Source organism: Oceanobacillus halophilus (assembly GCF_003628505.1).
In the GTDB taxonomy this organism is placed as follows: domain Bacteria; phylum Bacillota; class Bacilli; order Bacillales; family Amphibacillaceae; genus Oceanobacillus; species Oceanobacillus halophilus.
This window is the reverse complement of the sequence record NZ_RBZP01000023.1, coordinates 20,501-39,917: the sequence shown is the minus strand read 5'-3', so window position 1 is coordinate 39,917 and position 19,417 is coordinate 20,501. Positions and strand designations below refer to the sequence as shown.

General features: G+C 35.4%; 22 protein-coding genes. 11 read left to right on the top strand and 11 right to left on the bottom strand.

The window, feature by feature from the left end; all coding sequences use genetic code 11:
- The first annotated feature begins 107 nt into the window (after positions 1-107).
- Complete coding sequence (locus D8M06_RS17550) at positions 108-1,082, top strand: protein kinase family protein (protein ID WP_121205890.1); 975 nt, start codon at positions 108-110, stop codon at positions 1,080-1,082.
- 24 nt (positions 1,083-1,106) lie between these two features.
- Positions 1,107-2,069: a 2-hydroxyacid dehydrogenase gene (locus D8M06_RS17545; RefSeq protein WP_121205889.1), complete on the top strand. Its 963-nt coding sequence runs from the start codon at positions 1,107-1,109 to the stop codon at positions 2,067-2,069.
- A 152-nt stretch (positions 2,070-2,221) separates the two neighbouring features.
- Here D8M06_RS17545 and D8M06_RS17540 read toward each other — a convergent pair whose 3' ends face one another.
- Positions 2,222-2,446: a NifU family protein gene (locus tag D8M06_RS17540; RefSeq protein WP_085991476.1), complete on the bottom strand. Its 225-nt coding sequence runs from the start codon at positions 2,444-2,446 to the stop codon at positions 2,222-2,224.
- A gap of 173 nt (positions 2,447-2,619) precedes the next feature.
- Here D8M06_RS17540 and D8M06_RS17535 point away from each other — a divergent pair, with 173 nt between their 5' ends.
- From D8M06_RS17535 to D8M06_RS17525, 3 genes are all read left to right on the top strand, one after another.
- The gene (locus tag D8M06_RS17535; RefSeq protein ID WP_241558984.1) at positions 2,620-2,946 is read left to right on the top strand and encodes a YuzD family protein; all 327 of its coding nucleotides are present in this window, start codon (positions 2,620-2,622) and stop codon (positions 2,944-2,946) included.
- Between the two features lie 111 nt (positions 2,947-3,057).
- Positions 3,058-3,414 (top strand): HesB/IscA family protein, encoded by a 357-nt coding sequence (locus D8M06_RS17530; protein WP_121205887.1) that lies wholly within the window; start codon positions 3,058-3,060, stop codon positions 3,412-3,414.
- A 481-nt stretch (positions 3,415-3,895) separates the two neighbouring features.
- The gene (locus tag D8M06_RS17525; protein ID WP_121205886.1) at positions 3,896-4,597 is read left to right on the top strand and encodes a Crp/Fnr family transcriptional regulator; all 702 of its coding nucleotides are present in this window, start codon (positions 3,896-3,898) and stop codon (positions 4,595-4,597) included.
- A 46-nt stretch (positions 4,598-4,643) separates the two neighbouring features.
- On the opposite strand, the gene D8M06_RS17520 is transcribed toward D8M06_RS17525, so the two are convergent.
- Positions 4,644-5,636 (bottom strand): NAD(P)/FAD-dependent oxidoreductase, encoded by a 993-nt coding sequence (locus D8M06_RS17520; protein WP_121205885.1) that lies wholly within the window; start codon positions 5,634-5,636, stop codon positions 4,644-4,646.
- A gap of 247 nt (positions 5,637-5,883) precedes the next feature.
- Here D8M06_RS17520 and D8M06_RS17515 point away from each other — a divergent pair, with 247 nt between their 5' ends.
- Together D8M06_RS17515 and D8M06_RS17510 are read left to right on the top strand one after the other, a co-directional pair.
- Positions 5,884-6,195: a YuiB family protein gene (locus D8M06_RS17515; RefSeq protein ID WP_121205884.1), complete on the top strand. Its 312-nt coding sequence runs from the start codon at positions 5,884-5,886 to the stop codon at positions 6,193-6,195.
- Between the two features lie 314 nt (positions 6,196-6,509).
- Positions 6,510-7,184 carry a 3D domain-containing protein gene (locus D8M06_RS17510; protein WP_121205883.1) on the top strand — a complete coding sequence of 225 codons (675 nt, stop codon included), beginning with the start codon at positions 6,510-6,512 and terminating at the stop codon, positions 7,182-7,184.
- A 399-nt stretch (positions 7,185-7,583) separates the two neighbouring features.
- Here the strand turns inward: D8M06_RS17510 and D8M06_RS17505 are convergent, their stop codons facing one another.
- From D8M06_RS17505 to deoD, 3 genes are all read right to left on the bottom strand, one after another.
- Positions 7,584-8,060 (bottom strand): divergent PAP2 family protein, encoded by a 477-nt coding sequence (locus D8M06_RS17505; RefSeq protein WP_121205882.1) that lies wholly within the window; start codon positions 8,058-8,060, stop codon positions 7,584-7,586.
- 233 nt (positions 8,061-8,293) lie between these two features.
- The gene (locus D8M06_RS17500) at positions 8,294-8,884 is read right to left on the bottom strand and encodes a biotin transporter BioY (RefSeq protein WP_121205881.1); all 591 of its coding nucleotides are present in this window, start codon (positions 8,882-8,884) and stop codon (positions 8,294-8,296) included.
- A gap of 103 nt (positions 8,885-8,987) precedes the next feature.
- Positions 8,988-9,695, bottom strand: coding sequence for a purine-nucleoside phosphorylase (gene deoD, locus D8M06_RS17495; protein WP_121205880.1), 708 nt, complete (start codon positions 9,693-9,695; stop codon positions 8,988-8,990).
- Positions 9,696-9,899: 204 nt separating this feature from the next.
- Between deoD and D8M06_RS17490 the strand changes: the two genes are divergently transcribed.
- Positions 9,900-10,163, top strand: coding sequence for a phosphocarrier protein HPr (locus D8M06_RS17490; RefSeq protein ID WP_121205879.1), 264 nt, complete (start codon positions 9,900-9,902; stop codon positions 10,161-10,163).
- A gap of 34 nt (positions 10,164-10,197) precedes the next feature.
- Here the strand turns inward: D8M06_RS17490 and kapB are convergent, their stop codons facing one another.
- Positions 10,198-10,599: a kinase-associated lipoprotein KapB gene (gene kapB, locus D8M06_RS17485; RefSeq protein ID WP_121205878.1), complete on the bottom strand. Its 402-nt coding sequence runs from the start codon at positions 10,597-10,599 to the stop codon at positions 10,198-10,200.
- 67 nt (positions 10,600-10,666) lie between these two features.
- Between kapB and D8M06_RS17480 the strand changes: the two genes are divergently transcribed.
- Positions 10,667-10,921, top strand: coding sequence for a hypothetical protein (locus D8M06_RS17480; protein ID WP_338323001.1), 255 nt, complete (start codon positions 10,667-10,669; stop codon positions 10,919-10,921).
- A gap of 137 nt (positions 10,922-11,058) precedes the next feature.
- A complete protein-coding gene (locus D8M06_RS17475; RefSeq protein WP_121205876.1) occupies positions 11,059-11,649 on the top strand; it encodes a superoxide dismutase family protein in 591 nt (196 codons plus the stop codon).
- Between the two features lie 403 nt (positions 11,650-12,052).
- Here the strand turns inward: D8M06_RS17475 and D8M06_RS17470 are convergent, their stop codons facing one another.
- The 5 genes from D8M06_RS17470 to D8M06_RS17450 form a co-directional block, all read right to left on the bottom strand.
- Positions 12,053-13,222: a MalY/PatB family protein gene (locus D8M06_RS17470; RefSeq protein WP_121205875.1), complete on the bottom strand. Its 1,170-nt coding sequence runs from the start codon at positions 13,220-13,222 to the stop codon at positions 12,053-12,055.
- A 663-nt stretch (positions 13,223-13,885) separates the two neighbouring features.
- Positions 13,886-15,232: a glucose-6-phosphate isomerase gene (locus D8M06_RS17465; RefSeq protein ID WP_121205874.1), complete on the bottom strand. Its 1,347-nt coding sequence runs from the start codon at positions 15,230-15,232 to the stop codon at positions 13,886-13,888.
- Positions 15,233-15,415: 183 nt separating this feature from the next.
- Positions 15,416-15,805, bottom strand: a complete 390-nt coding sequence (gene yugI, locus D8M06_RS17460; RefSeq protein ID WP_121205873.1) for a S1 domain-containing post-transcriptional regulator GSP13 — start codon at positions 15,803-15,805, stop codon at positions 15,416-15,418.
- A 133-nt stretch (positions 15,806-15,938) separates the two neighbouring features.
- Positions 15,939-16,937: a potassium channel family protein gene (locus D8M06_RS17455; protein ID WP_121205872.1), complete on the bottom strand. Its 999-nt coding sequence runs from the start codon at positions 16,935-16,937 to the stop codon at positions 15,939-15,941.
- A gap of 181 nt (positions 16,938-17,118) precedes the next feature.
- On the bottom strand, positions 17,119-17,664 hold the full coding sequence (locus D8M06_RS17450) for a thioredoxin family protein (RefSeq protein ID WP_121205871.1): 546 nt from the start codon (positions 17,662-17,664) through the stop codon (positions 17,119-17,121).
- A gap of 122 nt (positions 17,665-17,786) precedes the next feature.
- Between D8M06_RS17450 and D8M06_RS17445 the strand changes: the two genes are divergently transcribed.
- Positions 17,787-18,845: a M20/M25/M40 family metallo-hydrolase gene (locus D8M06_RS17445; protein ID WP_121205870.1), complete on the top strand. Its 1,059-nt coding sequence runs from the start codon at positions 17,787-17,789 to the stop codon at positions 18,843-18,845.
- Positions 18,846-19,417 lie beyond the last annotated feature (572 nt).

Sequence of the window (19,417 nt, the reverse complement as noted above, 5' to 3'; positions counted from 1 at the left end):
GTTAAAGATATGTCTTTCCTATACATACACTTTATTAGGAGGTTTAAAACAATTTAATTATCCTTCCCTTTAAATATTTATAAATAAATATAGAAAGGAGAGATTCCTTGCCTTTTAGTGGATTTCTTTCTACTTACTATGGTATCCAAGTTGAAGAAAAAATATGGTTGGATGGTAAAGAAGGATACAGAAATGGTAATAATTACTATTTTACCACTTCTATCGATAACAAGGAAATGGTTTATTTGGAACAGGCAAGTCTTGCATATTATCTAATTGATAATCATCTGGAGCACACCTCCGTACCTATTCCAAATCTTCAGGGGGAGTGGTTTACTCCATATCATGATCATAATTATATGGTCATTAAAGTACAAGAAATGAAGCATGATGATCGAAATCCAGACGGTATTGTTTTAGCGAACTTTCATCAAATTGGTGCAAGATATCAATACCAACCAAGAGAGATTTCCAGCTATGGTGCTTGGAAATCGTTATGGATTGATAAACTTACTGTTTTTGAAGCAAAAATGGAGGAAGAGGCAAATCAAAATCCGTGTGCTTATTATCGTTTATTGATGGATGTCTTTCCTTATGTTATTGGTATAAGTGAAAATGCCATCCAATATATGAACGAAAGTGAAGCGGAAACAAGATTTCATGAATCTGATCAGGGTACGATTACTTTCAATCGTTATAAGAATCAATTAAGAAATCCCATACTATGGACGGATAATTTAATGTATGATCACCCTGCAAGGGATATAGCAGAATATATTCGTTATTCTTTAGTGCGTCGGGATAATCAGAATAATATAATTACATTTTTGAATGATTACCAATCCGTTCGCCCATTATCCATCTTTAGTTTGCGATTAATATACGGACGATTGCTTTATCCGGTCCATTTTTATGACTTGATCAATCGTGGCTTCTTAGGAGAAAATGTTGACAGCTTATATGTAGAATTAAAAGAACTACTAGGTAAGCAAAATCAATATGAAGAAGCAGTCAGACAATTTTTTGAAAGGCTAGGTATAGACCCTGAAGCATCTAATATACCTGTGTTACACTGGTTGTAAGTGATAGAGAAGGGGTGTATTAGAATGAAGAAACCGATTATTTATATTTCACGTCAAATACCAGCTGAACTTCTGCATCCATATAAAGACCGATATCAATTTCGTATGTGGGATAAAGAGGCAGTTCCTGTCCCTAGGGATGTATTGTTAAAGGAAGTCCAAGATGCAGATGGTTTAATATGTTTGTTAAGTGAAAAGGTTGATGAAAGTCTATTGAAGGTTGCGCCAAATTTGAGGGTTATTGCAAACTTAGCTGTAGGTTACGATAATATCAATCTGGAAGCTACTAAAAAAGAAGGGGTGGTTGTGACTAATACTCCAGATGTATTGACTGAAACGACAGCTGATTTAGGATTTGCTTTACTAATGGCTTCAGCAAGACGCATCATAGAAGCAAATCATTACATAAAAACAAATCAGTGGGAAAATTGGGCACCATTTTTGCTCGCTGGATCAGATATTCATCACAAAACCATTGGTATCGTTGGGATGGGAAGAATAGGAGAAGCGATAGCAAGGAGAGCAACAGGGTTTGGAATGAAAATCCTATATCATAATCGTAGTAGAAAAGTAAATGCTGAGGAAGTTCTAGGGGCAAAATATGTTAGTATAGATGAACTCCTGCGTCAATCAGATTTTGTTGTTTCAGTTGTTCCGCTTAATGAAGAGACAGAGCAATTATTTAATGAGGAAGCTTTTCAAAAGATGAAGAACTCAAGTATATTTATAAATATTTCTAGAGGTGGAGTAGTTGATGAGTCTGCATTAATTAAGGCATTAAAGGCAAATCAAATTTCTGGGGCGGGGTTGGACGTTTTTGCAGAAGAGCCAATTGATCGGGAACATCCACTAATGAAGCTAAGTAATGTTGTGTGCCTGCCGCACATTGGTTCAGCCAGTATGGAAACACGGAGAAAAATGATTGAACTTTGTTTAGAAAATGCAGACGGGGTACTCCAAGGGACAGGGCCGATAACTCCCATTTAAGAGCAAAAGCGCAAGCACCCGGTTAGCGACGTATAGACTCCCCCTAGCCATTCATGCTTGTTATGCACATCTATTATATTTTTATAAGTTCCTACACCATGAAAAAAGGCAGGTACGAAGAATTCGTTACCTGCCTTTGAGATTATTATTATTTAGAATACCTGCTCAATTTCTTTTACTCCAGGAACTTCTGAAGTAAGTGCGCGTTCAATACCAGCTTTCAAGGTGATGGTAGAACTTGGGCAGTTGCCGCATGCACCCATTAGACGAAGTAAAACAATGCCATCCTCATCTACATCAACTAATTCAACATCTCCACCGTCACGTAATAAGAATGGACGTAATTTATTCAGTACCTCTTGTACTTGTTCATACATAATCCATCTCTCCTTTCCCTAGTTATTATTATAGAGTGAATCAGAAAAAAAATCTATTCAATTTTAAGCCTTAGAGCACTTTTATATTGTTTATCAAATGGTAAGATACTTTTATTTTATCTTTATATGAACATTTTGTAAAATAAAAGTATCTGGAAATGGGAGGGATTCATTTGGTTAAAGAAAAAGTAAAGATTACGATATATGGAGCAGAACAGATTTGTGCAAGCTGTGTTGGGGCACCAAGTTCTAAGGACACTTATGAATGGTTGCAAGCAGCAATAGGCAGAAAGTATATCGATGACGAAATTTCTTATGAGTACGTAGATATAAATGAACCACCTAATGAAAAAAAACATCTTCAATTTGTTAGTAGAATAGAAGAGGAAGATTTGTTTTGGCCAATTGTAATGATTAATGATGAACTTGTGGCAGAAGGAATCCCAAGATTAAAACCTATTTATAAATTATTAGATCGATATGGATTAAAATTACAATAGGGTGAGTATAATTGTAGTGGAAATACCTTCCTTAATAAAAATTAGTTGAAGTCGATTGGAATAGTTTGTATACTTAAGAATAATGATGTGAATAGAGGAGGTCCGTGACTAATGGTTATAAATTTAACTGATCAAGCAAGTGCTCGTATTCAAGTTATGATGAAAGAAGAAAGTGAGAATGTACGTCTTCGTTTCGGTGTTAAAGGTGGCGGATGCAGCGGATTGTCTTATTCCATTGGATTTGATGAAGAAATTAATCCAGAATTAGATCATCAAGAAGAAGTGAAAGGAATCCCAGTTGTTATTAATTCACAGGATATCCCGATTGTCGAAGGAACAACCATTGATTATAAAGAAAATATGATGGGTGGCGGCTTTACTATTGATAATCCAAAAGCTGTATACTCTTGTGGCTGCGGTTCTTCGTTTAGAACGAAAGAAGCTGCTGGTACACCAGGAGATTGTTAATTCATATAAAGCTAGAATGCTCTGTTAATGATGCGTTCTAGTTTTTTTGTTTTGTAAAGGCCATTTTGTATAGTTTGTTACTTTTTGAAGTTTATCAGTTGATAGAAACAAACTCCTGATAATATGAATTCAGAGTAATGTGCTTAACTCTCGCTACGGAAATACACTGCGCTTTCCGTAGGCGGCTGCTGAGCCTCCTCGAGCTGACGCTCTGCGGGGTCTCACCTAGGCCTTTCCTCCCGCAGGAGTCTCCGTGTATTTCCTTCGCTAGTTTGGTTCTTTTGGCTCCTTTGCACATTATTATCTATGTAAATATAGCCTACTACTATTAAGCTGGTTGATTGGAGCGGAGGGCAGTTGACTCCTGAGGGAAAAGCACGTGTCTGAAGACCCCGCAGGACAAGGAAAGCTTCGTACAAAATTACTCGGTGCACCTCTTCATACCTTCCATACGTTATAATGCTTCTAAAGGAGGACTTTAATGAGTAAGTCTTGTAATCATGATGTTAGTATGAATCAATTATGTGTTTCCAAGGTACCATTTTTTAATCATTTGACCTATGAAGAAATGTTAAAGATTGTAGAGATGAGTAGGCGTTTAAATTACAAAAAAGGAGAAGTTATTTTCCGGGATGGGGAACCGCTGGAATATTTGTATATCGTTCATCAAGGTCGAGTTAAAAATTATCAGTTATTCGAATCCGGAAAAGAGCAACTCTTAAGAATAATTGAATCTGGTGAGTTTATGGGAGAACTTGCATTATTCACTGAAAAAACGCTCGACAGTCATGCCGAGGCGATGGAAAAAACAGAAATTTGTGCAATACATCGTGATGATATGCAACTGTTAATGCAGCAGCACCCAACCATTGCAGTCAAAATATTACAGGAATTTAGTACTCGATTGGACGAGACAGAAAAATTAGTTGGAAATCTGAGCTCTAAAGATGTAGAAACTAGAACGGCAGATTATTTGGTGGAATTGGCAAAGAAATCAAATTCTAATGAAATAAACCTGCCAATGAGCAAAAAGGATCTTGCTTCTTACTTAGGAACTACTTCCGAAACAATAAGCAGGAGACTTTCTAACTTCCAAACAAATGGCTGGATTGAGCAGAAGGGTCAACGTCGCATTCGTATTTTAGATAAACAGGCACTCGAGAATATTAGTATAGAAAACTAAAAAAGCTATGATGCAGAAAAATTTCCCTGCGTCATAGCTTTTGTTCTTAAAACAAATCCATATCTGATGAGTGCTTTGGTTGAACTCGTGCTTTTGGATCGATGTATCGTTTGGCGTTATTGATTGCAGTTGGACCTTCGCCAAATCCAGTTGCAATGAGGTTTACTTTTCCATCATACGTGCAAATATCTCCAGCAGCATAAATTCCTGGGATGTTCGTTTCCATTTTAGAGTTAACTACGATACTGTTTTTTTCTATATTCAAACCCCAGTCTTTTATAGGGCCTAATTTAGAAATAAATCCATAGTTACAAATGATGGAGTCTGGTTCCAACTCTACTTTTTTGTCCCCTTTTACTTCTTGTAAAATTAATCGATCTATTTGATTTGAGGTTGAAATATCTGCCGCAACATATGGTGTTAATATCTCAACTGAAGATGCTTGAAGTTGCTCTACACTTCGTTCATGGGCTCTGAACTGATCTCGACGGTGTACTAATGTTACTTTTTTTGCAATAGGTTCTAGCATTAGCGCCCAATCGACCGCGGAATCCCCACCACCTAAAAGAACTACATGCTGACCTTCGAATTGATTCATGTCTCTTACGTAATAATGCAGATTAACTCCTTCAAATTCTTCGCTTTCTCCGATATTTAATCGACGAGGTTGAAAAGCACCATTACCAGCCGTAATAATCATTGTTTTGGTAAGATGGATTTCTCCAGTGTTGGAAGTTAATTTAAGTGTTTCATCTGCAAGACGTTCCACTGTTTCAACAGCTTGTCCTAAAACGATTGTAGGGTCAAAAACTCGAGCCTGTTTTTCTAAATTAGCTACTAATTCCTTTGCGCGAATTTTTGGAAAACCTGCTACATCATATATATATTTTTCTGGATATAGGGCCTCTAACTGCCCACCAGTATGTGGTAGACTTTCGAGAATTTTCACACTTGCTTGTCGCATACCTCCGTAAAAGGCAGTGAATAAACCGACAGGGCCTGCTCCAATTATTGTTACATCAAATACTTTATCAGACATGGAAAATACCCTCTTTTCTTTCTATTAATTATATTTATATAAATTCCAGTTTACATGCAATTATAATAGTATCATAAACAACGGATGAGTGGTATTAATACAATTTTTAACGATGGAAAATGTAGAAATAGTCTCTTATGTATTCAAGTTGACGATGTTTTAGTCAAATCCTGTTTCTTTGCTTTTTGCTTATTTTCATATAAAATGAAAATGATGTCGATACATATAGAATGAAGGGAGTTACTTCATGGTACAACTGATTGTTTCTATCATATTATATTTCGTTATGTTTTTTGGTATCGCTTTTATTGTAAATATGCTTATTCGTAAAACATGGTTAATGGCATTTCTCTATCCACTTATTATTTTGCTAATGATAGATACGCTATCTACTTGGGAATATTTTACAAATCCAGGTCAATCATTTACAACACTCGGAACCAAGCTAGCGAGTTTGACAGCATTTGATATTATTCTTTTTATCTTTGGTTTTTTGGGAACGATTGTTGCGGGTTATGTAATGAAACTACTTCGTAAGAGTGGTTATAGAATGTTTTAATCTTCTAGTATCAAAAATTAGTGCTTAAACATATTGTTTAAGTACTTTTTTTGTGGGAGGAACTTTCAATTTGTACAAACTTATCAGAATAATATAACAGATAAATGTATAAATTCAGACTTATTGGAAACGCTGAACTGGTATAAAGAAAAAAATTGGAGCTAAGCTATTGGTGGTATATAGGTGTATAAATTTATGCTAATGTATCAAAAATATCACATCCGGTAAATAATAATCATTAATAAGCGGAAAATTAATCTACCGGAAATAGCAAAACTTCAAAGGTATATTACCAGAGAGGTGTTTTTGTATTTATGAGATTAAAAAATGTAATGAGAAGAACGTCATTATCACTACTATTTATCATTGCCTTATATGTTACTGTATCATCTATATCGAATGTGACGATTTCTGATTTTAAAGTATGGGCAGAAAACGTATTTATGGAAAAAGAAACAACAGAGTATAGGAAAATCGAGCTAAAAGAGAAAGGATTAAATCATTTTCAATCAACGGAGAAATTGTTATCAAGTGATGAGATTGAAGGGCCAAGTACTTTAGAGGAAGCAGTAGATGTTGATCAATATCCTTCACAGACAGTAGTCGCTACTGGTTATACAGCAGGAATTGAATCGACGGGTAAGACAAGCTCGCATCCGCAGTATGGAATTACGTACTCTGGAGTAAAAGTAAAAAGAGATTTATATTCTACTATAGCTGCTGATACAAGTGTGTTTTCAATTGGTACTATTTTGTTTATTCCAGGCTATGGTTATGGTGTTGTTGCTGATACTGGTAGTGCGATTAAAGGAAACAAAATTGATTTGTACTATCACACAGTGGAAGATGTCTACGATGAGTGGGGTAAACAAGAAGTAGAAGTATACGTAATCGAACAAGGCAATGGTGAATTGACAGATGAAGAGTTAACTAAGTTGAATGAAGACGAGACATTGCAAGTATTCAGACAGCAGATTGTAAAAGAATAGTGCAAACAATCGTATCAGTGGAAAACGATATTTCTGAGGATATACTCAGGGAAGATAAATTGGAATCAATTTAGGTATTTAAATCAATAAAAAATTCGCTTATGAAATCTAGTACATAAGCGAATTTTTTGATTTTATGTTTTCTACATGGAAGTTCTTCTTGGATTTTTAGTTGTCTTTTTTAAAGGCTCTTTTCTAAAAGATTGTTGTTTTTTACATTTTATATAGACTCCTGATTAACTTAATTAAAGATAAATGTGTAATGTAGTGCGTTGTTGATTCCCGCTCCGGGCAGGTATTTCCGTAGCGGGTAATAGCACTATTGTTAATTATATATATCAGCAATTTCTATCAACTGTAAAGTTTCAAAAAGCAACAAACTATACGAAAAGAGCCTTTTTAAAAGAATAATGGGTAGACCAGAAAAGCAACAATTATACCTGTAACTGATCCGAAAAATACTTCACTAGGTTCATGTCCTAAAAGTTCTTTCAATTGTTTTCGCTTTTCATATTCTTCTTTCCTGTTCCAGTCTTTTGCGTGATCAAAAAATAATTGGAAGTCATCAATGAGACGATTTAAGGCTACCGCATGCCTTCCAGCATGACGGCGGACTCCAGAGGCATCATACATAGTAATCACACTAAATATTGCTGACAAGGCAAATATGGAGGATGATACACCTTCAACTATTCCAATAGCTGTAGTTAAGGCAGTTACTGCAGCAGAATGACTACTTGGCATACCTCCAGTACTAAAAGCAATATTAGGTGTGAATTCCTTTGTTACTAGAAATTTTATTGGGATTTTAATGAACTGGGCAAAAACGATTGCAGACAATGCAGCCCAAATAGGGAAATTAAGAAATAATTCCATAATATGCATGAACACCTTTCTGCTTCTAGACTTTGAGTTTATATTAGTTTGAAGGGGTTTTCTTATATTATGTAGATGCTATTATTTTACCATACCGTTAAGTGCAGGTAAACGAAATGGGGGAGTGACATGATTGAATATCCGCCTAATACAAGACCTTTTCCAATTGTAGGATGTAAGATTCAGCATAAAAAAGAACCTTTCCAATAAAAGGTTCTGAAATAGATCATTTTTTATGCAGCCCGCTGCCATTTTGCAGGAAGTCTTTTAGAAACATTTACCATAAACACAGCTCCAAGAATGGATAAAGCAGTGTCTTTTATTAGAAATGGAATCATACCTGCCCATGCTAGCTTATAAGCTATTTCCAGTTCAAGCCATGTATTCATTGCTATATACATGTAAGTTACCCCTATTACATAATTGACAAGTAATCCAACAATCGCTGCCACGGTGTAAACAGAAATAGTAGGACTCTTTGCTAACTCTGTAATCGATCCTGCGAAAAAGGCGACAAAGATGAAAGATAAAATAAATCCGCCTGTTGGGCTAATTAAGGCAAATGGTCCCCCCTGTAGCCCAGCAAAGACGGGTACACCTGCTGTCCCGATAAATGTATAGGTTATCATAGCGATAGGACCTATCTTCTTCCCCAACATCATTCCAGCTAAAATAGCAAAGAAAGTTTGTAACGATAACGGAACGCTTGTACCTCCAATTGGTATGGCTAGTATTGGAAACCAAACGGTTATGTTTGCTCCAACCGTCATTAAACAAACAAATACAGCCCCGTAAGTTATATCTATTGGTCGTAAACTTCTCATAAAAAAACTCCCCCCTTTACTAAAAGGATAAAGGGGGGAGAGTATAATGTCAACTTGTTTTATTAACGGTTAACGATTAAAGGTTTTGTACATTACGACATTACTACTTAATGATTGCATCTAATGCAATTTCCATCATTTCATTAAATGATGTTTGACGTTCTTCAGAGGTTGTTTCTTCCCCTGTTAATATATGATCAGAAACCGTTAAAATAGACAATGCCTGTCTTCCGTATTTTGCTGCTAGCGTATAAAGTGCAGTGGATTCCATCTCAATTGCAAGTACTTGGTAACTAGCCAACAATTCATTAATTTCCTTGGCATTCTCACGATAAAAAGAGTCACTGGTAAAGATGTTTCCTACTCGAAGTTTTGAGCCTCTTTCTGTCCCTACATCATATGCATGTTTCAACAGTTCAAAGTCAGCTAATGGAGCAAAATCAATGCCATTAAAGACCATACGATTGACTCCGGAATCTGTAGTTGCTCCTTGTGCTAAAATAACATCTCTTACTTTTACATCTTTCTGAAGAGCTCCACATGTACCAACACGAACCAATTTTTGAACATCGTATTCCTGAATCAATTCGTTTACATATATGGAAATGGAAGGAACTCCCATTCCGGTTCCTTGTACAGAAACACGTTCACCTTTATATGTTCCTGTGTATCCAAGCATTCCACGTACTTCATTATATTGCGTAACATCTTCTAAGAATGTTTCGGCAATAAATTTCGCTCTTAATGGATCACCTGGTAACAAAATTTTATCTGCAATTTCACCTTTTTTAGCACCTATATGTACACTCATCGGTAAATCCTCCTCAAGTCATGTTTTTCAAAATAACGTTATCATAATGTAAAAATAAAGACAAATTTTAGAAGGAAATGTTGAAAAAATGTTCTTTTTGGTTTCTTAAATGACTGTTATTGTATATAATAAATATAGTCATTTCGTACATAATATAAAAAACGTACGATCTAGAATTTTAATAGTACTGGAAGGATGAATATAATGAAGGCACAAACATTTACAATTACTGCAGAAACAGGAGTCCATGCTCGTCCGGCTACTTTACTCGTTAATAAAGCTGGTCAGTTTCAATCTGATATTAACGTAAATTATAAAGGGAAAAGTGTAAACTTAAAATCCATTATGGGCGTTATGTCATTAGGAATCCCTAATGGTGCAGAGATTGAAATTACTGCTGATGGCAGTGACGAAGAAGAAGCAGTTCAAGCTCTTGGTGAAGTAATTAAAGAACATTTAGGTGAATAAGGTAAAACTAAAAGCTAGAGGGAAGTTACTTCCCCTAGCTTTTTATGTTATAGTAGCTTTTTTTATAATAATTTTCTTCTAAATCGTTTAATTTTGAGATAGCAGCCCGGCTATAATCTGAATCTTCCTGTTCCAGTTTTTCTTTATAGGTAATAACAGCCTTCTTTAGTGATTCGCCATATGATGGAATGTTTTCTTCGTATAAATGTACAGCTGGTTTTTTTACGTTCATTTTCTCTTTGTAAAAAAGTGCCTTGCGTTCATGGAATACAACATCTATCTTACCGTAGTTATGCAAATCACCTTGCAATGGATGTTTGTGAACAGCGTGGACTTCTATTAGGTAGTTCTGCCCTCTATCTTCTATTACTTTTCCAATGTATGTTCCTGAGTTATAGTGGGCTTTTACAATATCTCCAATGTTTACTTCCGCCAAAATGAACACCTCCACTTAGTATATTGCCAAAAACAGAAGGAATAAGCGAATAATAAGATTCGATTGATTGGGTAACAATTTATATTTTGGTATAATGAAAAAAGAAGGAAGTGATTCGATGTATCTATTCATGCCATTTTTATATTTTCCTGAGGATAAAGCAGAATATATCCCTGCTGTCATATCATTTGTTATTTTTATGACTTTAGCTGGTATAGCCATGTACTTGTTCTACCGAAAATCGAAAAAAGATGAACAGGAATTCAATAAAAAATATGAAAAACGACTAAAGGAATCAGCTAAAGCTAAAAGTGAAAGGTAAGTAAAAAAAGTGTTTCTTTCAATAATGAAAGAAACACTTTTTTTCGACAAAATCCGGGAAGTGCCAGGCACTCCTTGAATAAATTTGGTAGGATGGTGAATAATATTGGAAAATGCGCTTTAAAAGGGGTTAGTTTCATGCGTGTGATGTTTTTAATTTTAATGATTTTTGTTTTGTCTGCTTGTAACGGTGGAGCTGATGAGACAACACGAACTGTTGAAATGTATAATGCTGCGGGGGATATGGTAGGGAATGCTACATTGAATGAGATGCCAGATGGAGTTCAAATTAAGTTAAAGTTAGAGGGACTGTCGCCAGGATTTCATGGGATACATGTTCATGAATTTTCGTCCTGTGAGGGGCCAGATTTTCAAAGTGCAGGAAATCATCTTGATCCAGAAGGAAATGAACATGGATTAATGCACCCAAAAGGATCTCATCTTGGGGATTTACCAAATATTGAAGCAGACGCTGGAGGATTAGTGGATGCTGAATTGATGCTTGCTGGAGCAACTTTAACAGATGGGAAACAATCGATTTTAAGAGGAGATGGAACATCATTAGTTGTTCATGAATCCCAAGATGATGGAGTGAGTCAGCCCGCAGGTGATTCAGGAGTACGTATTATTTGTGGAGAAATAAAGGCTGATCCTAACGCTGATAGCAAATCTTCCGCAGAAGAAACTCCTTCTGATCCAACAGAAACAAATGAGAACCAGGATGAATAAGAAAAAGAGGCCGGGACAAAAGTATTTTCTCAAAGGAAAACCCGAACATGATTGGTGGATTGGTGCATAAATACCGCTCCGGAAATATACTACGCGCACCTTAGGGGAGCTGGTGAGCCTCCTTCGTGCTGAAAAGCGTGTGAGCCTGCGTCTTCCAGTAATGCTTCGAAGCGGGCTTTCTCGGCGCAAGGGAACAAGGAAGAATATTCAAGTAGTTCCCTCACTACGCAGTCTCAGCGATGCTCTTCTTCCCGCAGGACAAGGAACGCTTCGGCAGGGTTACATCGCACGCAGAAAAAATGGTTTTCTTTTTTCAAGGAGTCTACGTATATTTCCTCCGCAATGTAGCACATTGTTCGTTTTCTGAGTTAAACACTTTAGTTATGTCCCGCCTCTTTTACATTTATCTATTGTTTACTGCTTCAATGATTCTATTTACTCCTTCTTCTATCGTTGCACGTGGGCAGGCGATGTTCATACGCATAAACTGTGCAGCTTCCTCACCATAATCGATTCCAGTATTTAATCCGACTTTTGCTTGATGAATCATAAACTGTTTTAATTCTTCGGCATTTAAATTTAATGCACTACAGTCAATCCAGAGAAGATATGTCCCTTCTGAACGAGTAACTTTTAAATCTGTTCGGTTTTCTAATTGTTCGGTTACATAATTTTTATGACCTTCCAAAACAGAATTTAACTCATTAAGCCAAGGTGCACCGTATTTGTATGCGGCTTCTAATGCCGTATTCGCCATGGTATTTAGTCCATTTCCATGTCCCTGCTTATTAAATTCATCAATTAGCTTCTCGCGTTTTTCTTTATCTGTTGTAATGGCATATGATGCTTCTAAACCAGCTAAGTTAAATGTTTTAGAGGGTGCCATGCATGTAATCGTATTAGCTGCAATTTCGTCAGAAAGAGAAGCGATAGGGATATGCTTTTCTCCATTAAATACTAAATCAGCATGTATTTCATCAGAAAGAATAACTACATCATGCTTCAGACATAGTCTGGCCATTTCTTCTAGTTCTTCCTTCTTCCAAACTCGGCCCACAGGATTATGTGGAGAACATAGAATAAATGCTTTAACTCCTGATTTCAACTTTTCCTCAAAGTCTTTAAAATCAATTTTATAATAATTGTCTTCTTTAAAGAGTGGATTTTTCACAATCTTTCTGTCGTGTGCTTCAATTACCTTATAAAATGGAGTATAGACAGGTGTTTGAATTAGAACTTTATCATTTACTTCGGTAAAAGCACGTATGGCCATGTGTAAGGTAGTGACCACACCTTTACTGAATGATAGCCATTCCCGGTTAATGCCCCAGTTATGTCTTGTTTTTACCCAGTTCACTATGGAATCTTTTACTTCATTATCAACAGCTGTGTATCCATAAATGCCGTGTTCAGCACGCTTGATCAAGGCCTCATTTACTTCCTTTGGTGCTTTGAAATCCATGTCTGCCACCCACATAGGTAATACATCCTCGGATTCAAAAACTAAATGGCGCATATCCCACTTCATGGAACGTGTATTTAAACGATCATGTACTTCATCAAAAATACTCATATGTAAGTGTAAACCTCCTAAACGTTAATTATTGCTTATTATAACAGAAAAAGTAGATAGATATTGGGAAAAAGTCCAAAAAAAAAAGCAAAGCGTCTAAACGCCTTGCATACAGGGGGAATACGAGAAAGTCTTACGTTATTAGTTATACCCGAGTGTGAAAAATATAAACCTGTTTTCTAAAAAAAATTTGTGATCGAAAATATAATTATATTTTTAGGTTCTTTCATAAGTTTTGTTGCTTATTATGTCGGAATTGATACGAATTCGTATACTCTGAATTCATAGGAATGTGCTTAACATCTGTTGCGGAAATACTCCGCTAGTTTGGTGCTCTACATGTATAAACAAGAAATATGCTATTTTTAGGAAAGCTAACTGATATAAACGTGATTTCATGAGCTATACCCCCAAAATATCTTGAATTTCTATGAAAGCGGATGCTGAGTCCGTTCCCGCGAGCGCTAGACTATTCTGAAGTGAAGATATCCACATTCTATAAAAAATGCAACATAAACGGTAAAAAGAATCTCTTCGGTGGGCGGGGTAACCTTAGTACTTATCTATTAGAAAATAGCTTCTATCTATAATGAAGGTAGATTAGTGTAAGTATGTTTAAGAAAAGAAAAGCACCCCAATGTTGAGGTGCTTTTACATTATATATTATAATCTTTTTTCTAGCTTTTCTTTTTCACTTTCAAAACCTGGTTTTCCTAATAAAGCAAACATATTTTTCTTATAAGCTTCTACACCTGGTTGATCAAATGGATTTACCCCTAATAAGTATCCACTCATGCCACACGCTTTTTCAAAGAAGTAAACAAGATATCCGAATGTATAAGCATCAAGTTCTGGTACTTCAACAATTAAGTTTGGAACTTCTCCATCCGTATGTGCAAGCATCGTACCTTGGAATGCTTTGTCATTGATTTCATGGATAGTTTTTCCAGCTAAGTAGTTTAGTCCATCTGAATTATTTTCTTCTGCTTCAAGTGTAAGGTCTTTTTTCGACTTGTTTACATGCAGAACTGTTTCGAAAATATTGCGACGACCTTCTTGAATGTATTGACCTAGTGAATGCAAATCTGTCGTAAAGTTGGCAGAAGAAGGGTAGATTCCTTTTTGGTCTTTTCCTTCACTTTCTCCAAATAATTGTTTCCACCATTCAGAAAAATATTGTAGACTTGGCTCATAGTTAATAAGCAGTTCTGTTACTTTGCCTTTGCTGTATAAAATATTTCTTACAGCAGCATATTGATAGGCAGCATTTTTCTCTAGAGATGGTTCAGAGAAATCATTCATAGCATCTTTTGCACCTTGCATCATGTCGTCGGTAGAAACGCCGCTAACAGCGATTGGAAGGAGCCCTACTGCTGTTAATACGGAATATCTTCCTCCAACATCATCAGGAATGACAAAAGTTTCATATCCCGCTTCATCAGCAGAAGTTTTTAATGCACCTTTTTCTTTATCAGTAGTAGCATAGATGCGTTTTTGGGCTTCATCCTTACCGTATTTTTCTTCTAATAGCTTTTTGAAAATACGGAAGGCAACAGCTGGTTCTGTCGTTGTTCCACTCTTAGAAATAACATTGATGGAAAAATCTTTGTCCTTTAAAACATCAAATAACTCGCTCATATAAGTAGAACTTAAATGGTGTCCAACAAAAATAATTTGTGGTGCATTTCTTTCTTCTTTTGAAAGTAGGTTCTGGAATGAGTGGTTAAGCATTTCCAATGCAGCGCGTGCTCCTAAGTAGGAACCACCAATACCGATAACTAGAAGTACATCAGAGTCTTTTCTGATTTTCTCAGCAGATGCTTTGATGCGTGCATATTCTTCTTTATCGTAGTTTTCCGGTAAGTCAACCCAACCTAAAAAGTCACTGCCTGCACCTGTTTTATTATGTAACATGTTATGTGCAGCGCCGACAAAGTCATTAAGATTATCTATTTCACTTTGATTAAAGAATGATAATGCTTTATCGTATTTAAATGAAACGTGTGTCATGGTAATCCTCCTCTTAAATCCTAATACTGTGTTAGTTTGTACATAAATACTTTATCGAATTCACTATATTAAATCAAGACAGAGATTGTAAAATATTGAACAAAACTTGATATGTGTAGTAACGACAAAAAGCAAAAATAAAAACACGTGCAAGATTACACGTGTTTTTAAAGAAAAAATTAATTAATTTTTGAATGTTCCTTCACGTTCTTCAGATTGTTCAATCCATTCTTGAAGTTTGTCTTTTAACGTATTGAATCCAGCTGTCTCTGTGTCTTGCTGTTTGGGTGCAGCTTGTACTTTTTTGACTCTAGCAGGTTTTTTTGGTGCTTCTTCCGTTGCACGAATGGATAGAGATACTTTACTCTTTTCTTCATCCACATTCAATACTTTAACTTTTACTTCATCTCCAACTGTTAAATGATCGTTAATATCTTTAACAAATCCATGAGTAATTTCAGAAATATGAACTAGTCCTTGTGTTTCGTCATCTAATGCAACAAACGCTCCGTATGGCTGAATACCTGTAACTTTACCGTCTAATACTTGACCAGCCTCAAATTTATTTGTCATGCTGAACAACTCCTATTCGATTCTTTTCACACAATAAACTATTTTAACATACATTAGTCATTCTCGCAAAGGGAATTTCACCTATTATAATAACGATAGATAAAAAAATTACCTTGCAATAATGGATTGATTTTTACCAATCTAGTAGTGACAACAAAATATCTCCTTCTTTTAAAACAAAACCAGTAGGAGGATGTATTTTACATTCTTTCTCACGGATGATACCGAGTAGGAGATGTCCTTGTTTTAATAATATACTAGATGCTTCTAAAAAGGTAAGATCGACTAATTCTTTCGGGCATTTTGTGTGAGAAAATTGTTTTTGATTTAAGATTTGAATGATATCTTCAAATGGAGCAGCTGTTTTTTTATGGGACAATTCATGGAAAAATAAAATACTCATAAAATCGTTAGAGCTTATAATGGTTGTAGCACCTGCTCTTAAAGCATTCTCCACCTGAACTTTTGATAAAACTTCGGCTACAATTGGAATATCTTTGTTATTGCCACGCACAGCTAAAACGGAAAGGATAGTCCAATTATCGGCTTGTCTTTCGTTTTTTGAATCGTCTGCAGTTATTAGGACTCTAGAAGCTTGATGAATATTGGCCATGTCTAGAATGGAATCTTCCGTTGCATCTCCATGAATAAAATGAACAGGAAATTCCTGATAATAAATTCTTCGCTCTGTACGATCGATCAAGACAATTTGAACTTCTGGAAATATATCTGTAACTGTTTTGATTAATTGCCTTGTTCGTTCGTTCCAGCCAATAAAGACCAAATGATTGTTACCTTTAAATCGTAACTTTCCATGCTGTAAGTCATGTTCCTTTTTTATAGTCTCAGAAGAAATGGAGGAAATATAAAAAGCAATAATGCCGCCTCCGGTTAGTATTAGAGATATAGCAACAATCCGTCCAGAAGATGTCAATGGAACATAATCACCATAACCAACTGTTGCTGCCGTTACAAACGCCCACCAAACCCCGTCAAATATTGTTGGAAATTGCCTTGGCTCTACAAAATGGATAATAATTCCAAAGAGGGTCATAATAAAAACGACAGATATTAGAAGTTTAATTATGTTTGGTAAGCGGAAATATAGGTGTTTGAAAAATTTTGCCGTCATCATGTCACCCTATTAAAGAGAGATTTTTTAACAGTATTGACATATAAAATTGGATGATATACTTGAAAAAGTATTTTTAAGCAAATAGACAATAGAAAAAGCTGTTTCGTAAGCAATTAGAAAACAGCTATAATAAAAAATGGTATTGATTTAGAATCAATACCATTCTTTCCGTTCAGACCTATAATACACTTTTGATACTTTGATAGACTTCATTCCAAAAATCTTCATGTTCTTGAAAAGTTCGCTGCATAGTCGAAAAAAGTTCCTTTGTTTTCATCTGATACTCAACATCATCTTGGGGTGGAAGTTTACTTCGGGATTCATCAACAAACTGTTGCACTTTCCCTGCGCGCGGTCCCCATTTAGCCACTTCATTTCCTTGTTCATCCATAAAAATAAAAATAGGAATGGATCTTGACTTTCCGTTCGTCAGATATTGATCCATTAATTCTAGGTTCTGATCACGTAAAAGCATACGAACTTCTATATCCGTTTTATCAGACAGCTTTAATAAAATTGGTATATTTAACATGGCGTCTCCGCACCAGTCTTCGGTTAATACGAGAGCTCGGAGTTTCTTTTCTTTGATTTTGTTAAAAAAGTCTTGTTCATCTGGAAGCTGGAAGTTTTGGTAAATATGCTTTAAACCATCTTTATTTTTCTCCATTGATTCAATATAACTAGTTGCAGACATTCCTTTTTCAAACCATTGATTTAAATCCATTTACTAACCTCATTTCTCTTTTCTATCATTTTATCGATAATAAATGTATGCGTAAACAAAAGTGCTCTAAATATAAATGTTTGCTATCATGGGAATAGATGCTTAATTTAGGAGGAAAGATGATGACAAATTTCAATAAGGAATTTCTATTAGACCTATTAAAAACTCCTTCTCCATCTAGTATGGAAATGGAGATTCAAAAAAAGTGGATCCATTACGTAAAAGAGTTTGCTGATGAAATTATCACGGACAACGCAGGAAATGCGATAGGAGTACTCAATCCTGATGCTGATTTTAAAGTGCTACTTGCAGGTCATTCTGATGAAATCGCACTTGTTGTAAATCGAATTGACGAAAGTGGATTTCTTCATTTTGATAAAATGGGTGGAATTAATCCGAAAGCTGCCGTTGGAATGCGTGTAACAGTTTTAGGTTATAAAGGCAACACAACAGGGGTAATTGGTGTAAACGCACAGCATCATGGTGGTTTAAAAAATGATTTTGATTTAAGTGATTTATTTATCGATTGTGGTTATCAATCTAAAGAAGAGGCAGAAATGTATGTCCAAATTGGTGATCTTTGTGTATATAAGACAGAACCAGAAGTTTTAATGGACCGGTATATTTCAGGCCGAGGTTTAGACAATCGTACGGGATCGTTTATTGTTGCAGAAGTACTAAAACGTTTATCTGAAAAGGGAGTTAACGTCGGAGTATATGCTGCAAGTACCGTAAACGAAGAAACAAACATGGGAGGAGCGTATTTTGCTGCTGCAGGTATCAATCCGACTATGGCAATTGCTTGCGATGTTACATTTGCTACTGATTATCCTGGTGTTAATAAAAATAAGCACGGGGATGTACGTTTGGAAAAAGGACCTGTATTAGCCAAAGGGGCCCCTATTAACATTAAGATGAACAAATTATTGGAGGATACTGCAAAAAATCTTAATATGGAAGTTCAATACGAATTAACTCCTCGCATGACAGGTACAGATGCTGATAAAATGCGACTGACTGGAAAAGGTGTTCCTGTCTCCTTGGTATCTTTACCACTGAGATACATGCACTCTCCAGTAGAAACAGCTAGTTTAAAAGATATGGAAGAAGAAATTGAACTACTTGTAACCATGATTTCTGATCTTAGCGGGAATGAAAGTTTAAATCCATTAGAAGACTAAATAAGAATGAAAAAATAACAGACAACTACTTTATTAGTTGTCTGTTATTTTTTTTGCTTACAAAAGTTATCGTTATTCACTAAAGAGAGATTTTTGTTCAAGACCTTTTAATCAAATCGATCTACAATTTCTATTATTTTTAAAGTGAAAATTATAAACGTTTCAAATATTATATTATTTATCTTCAGGTTATTAGAACTATGCTTGTCTGGGTAATACAGATTAGTTAATGCATAGTACCTATAAATTGTAAATTCAGGTAGTGTAAATATCCTGTATTTCTTTATTAGGAAAAATCTGATGCAATCTACAGAATATAGATGGGTCCTATTAATCATTTTTTATAAGGAGACCTAAATACAAGTGGACTATTTTGTAATTTTAGACCTACATGAGTGATTAAAGGTTTTTAATTAGGATTTTAGCCCATGAACCAAATGATGAAAATGTGTATCAAATCTATCAATTTTGAATATTCAGATTAAAATCGACATTATCTGACAATAACTCCCCTTGTTATCTACTATACTTGAATCAACAACTGAGATTGTACTTTTATATCATTAAATACA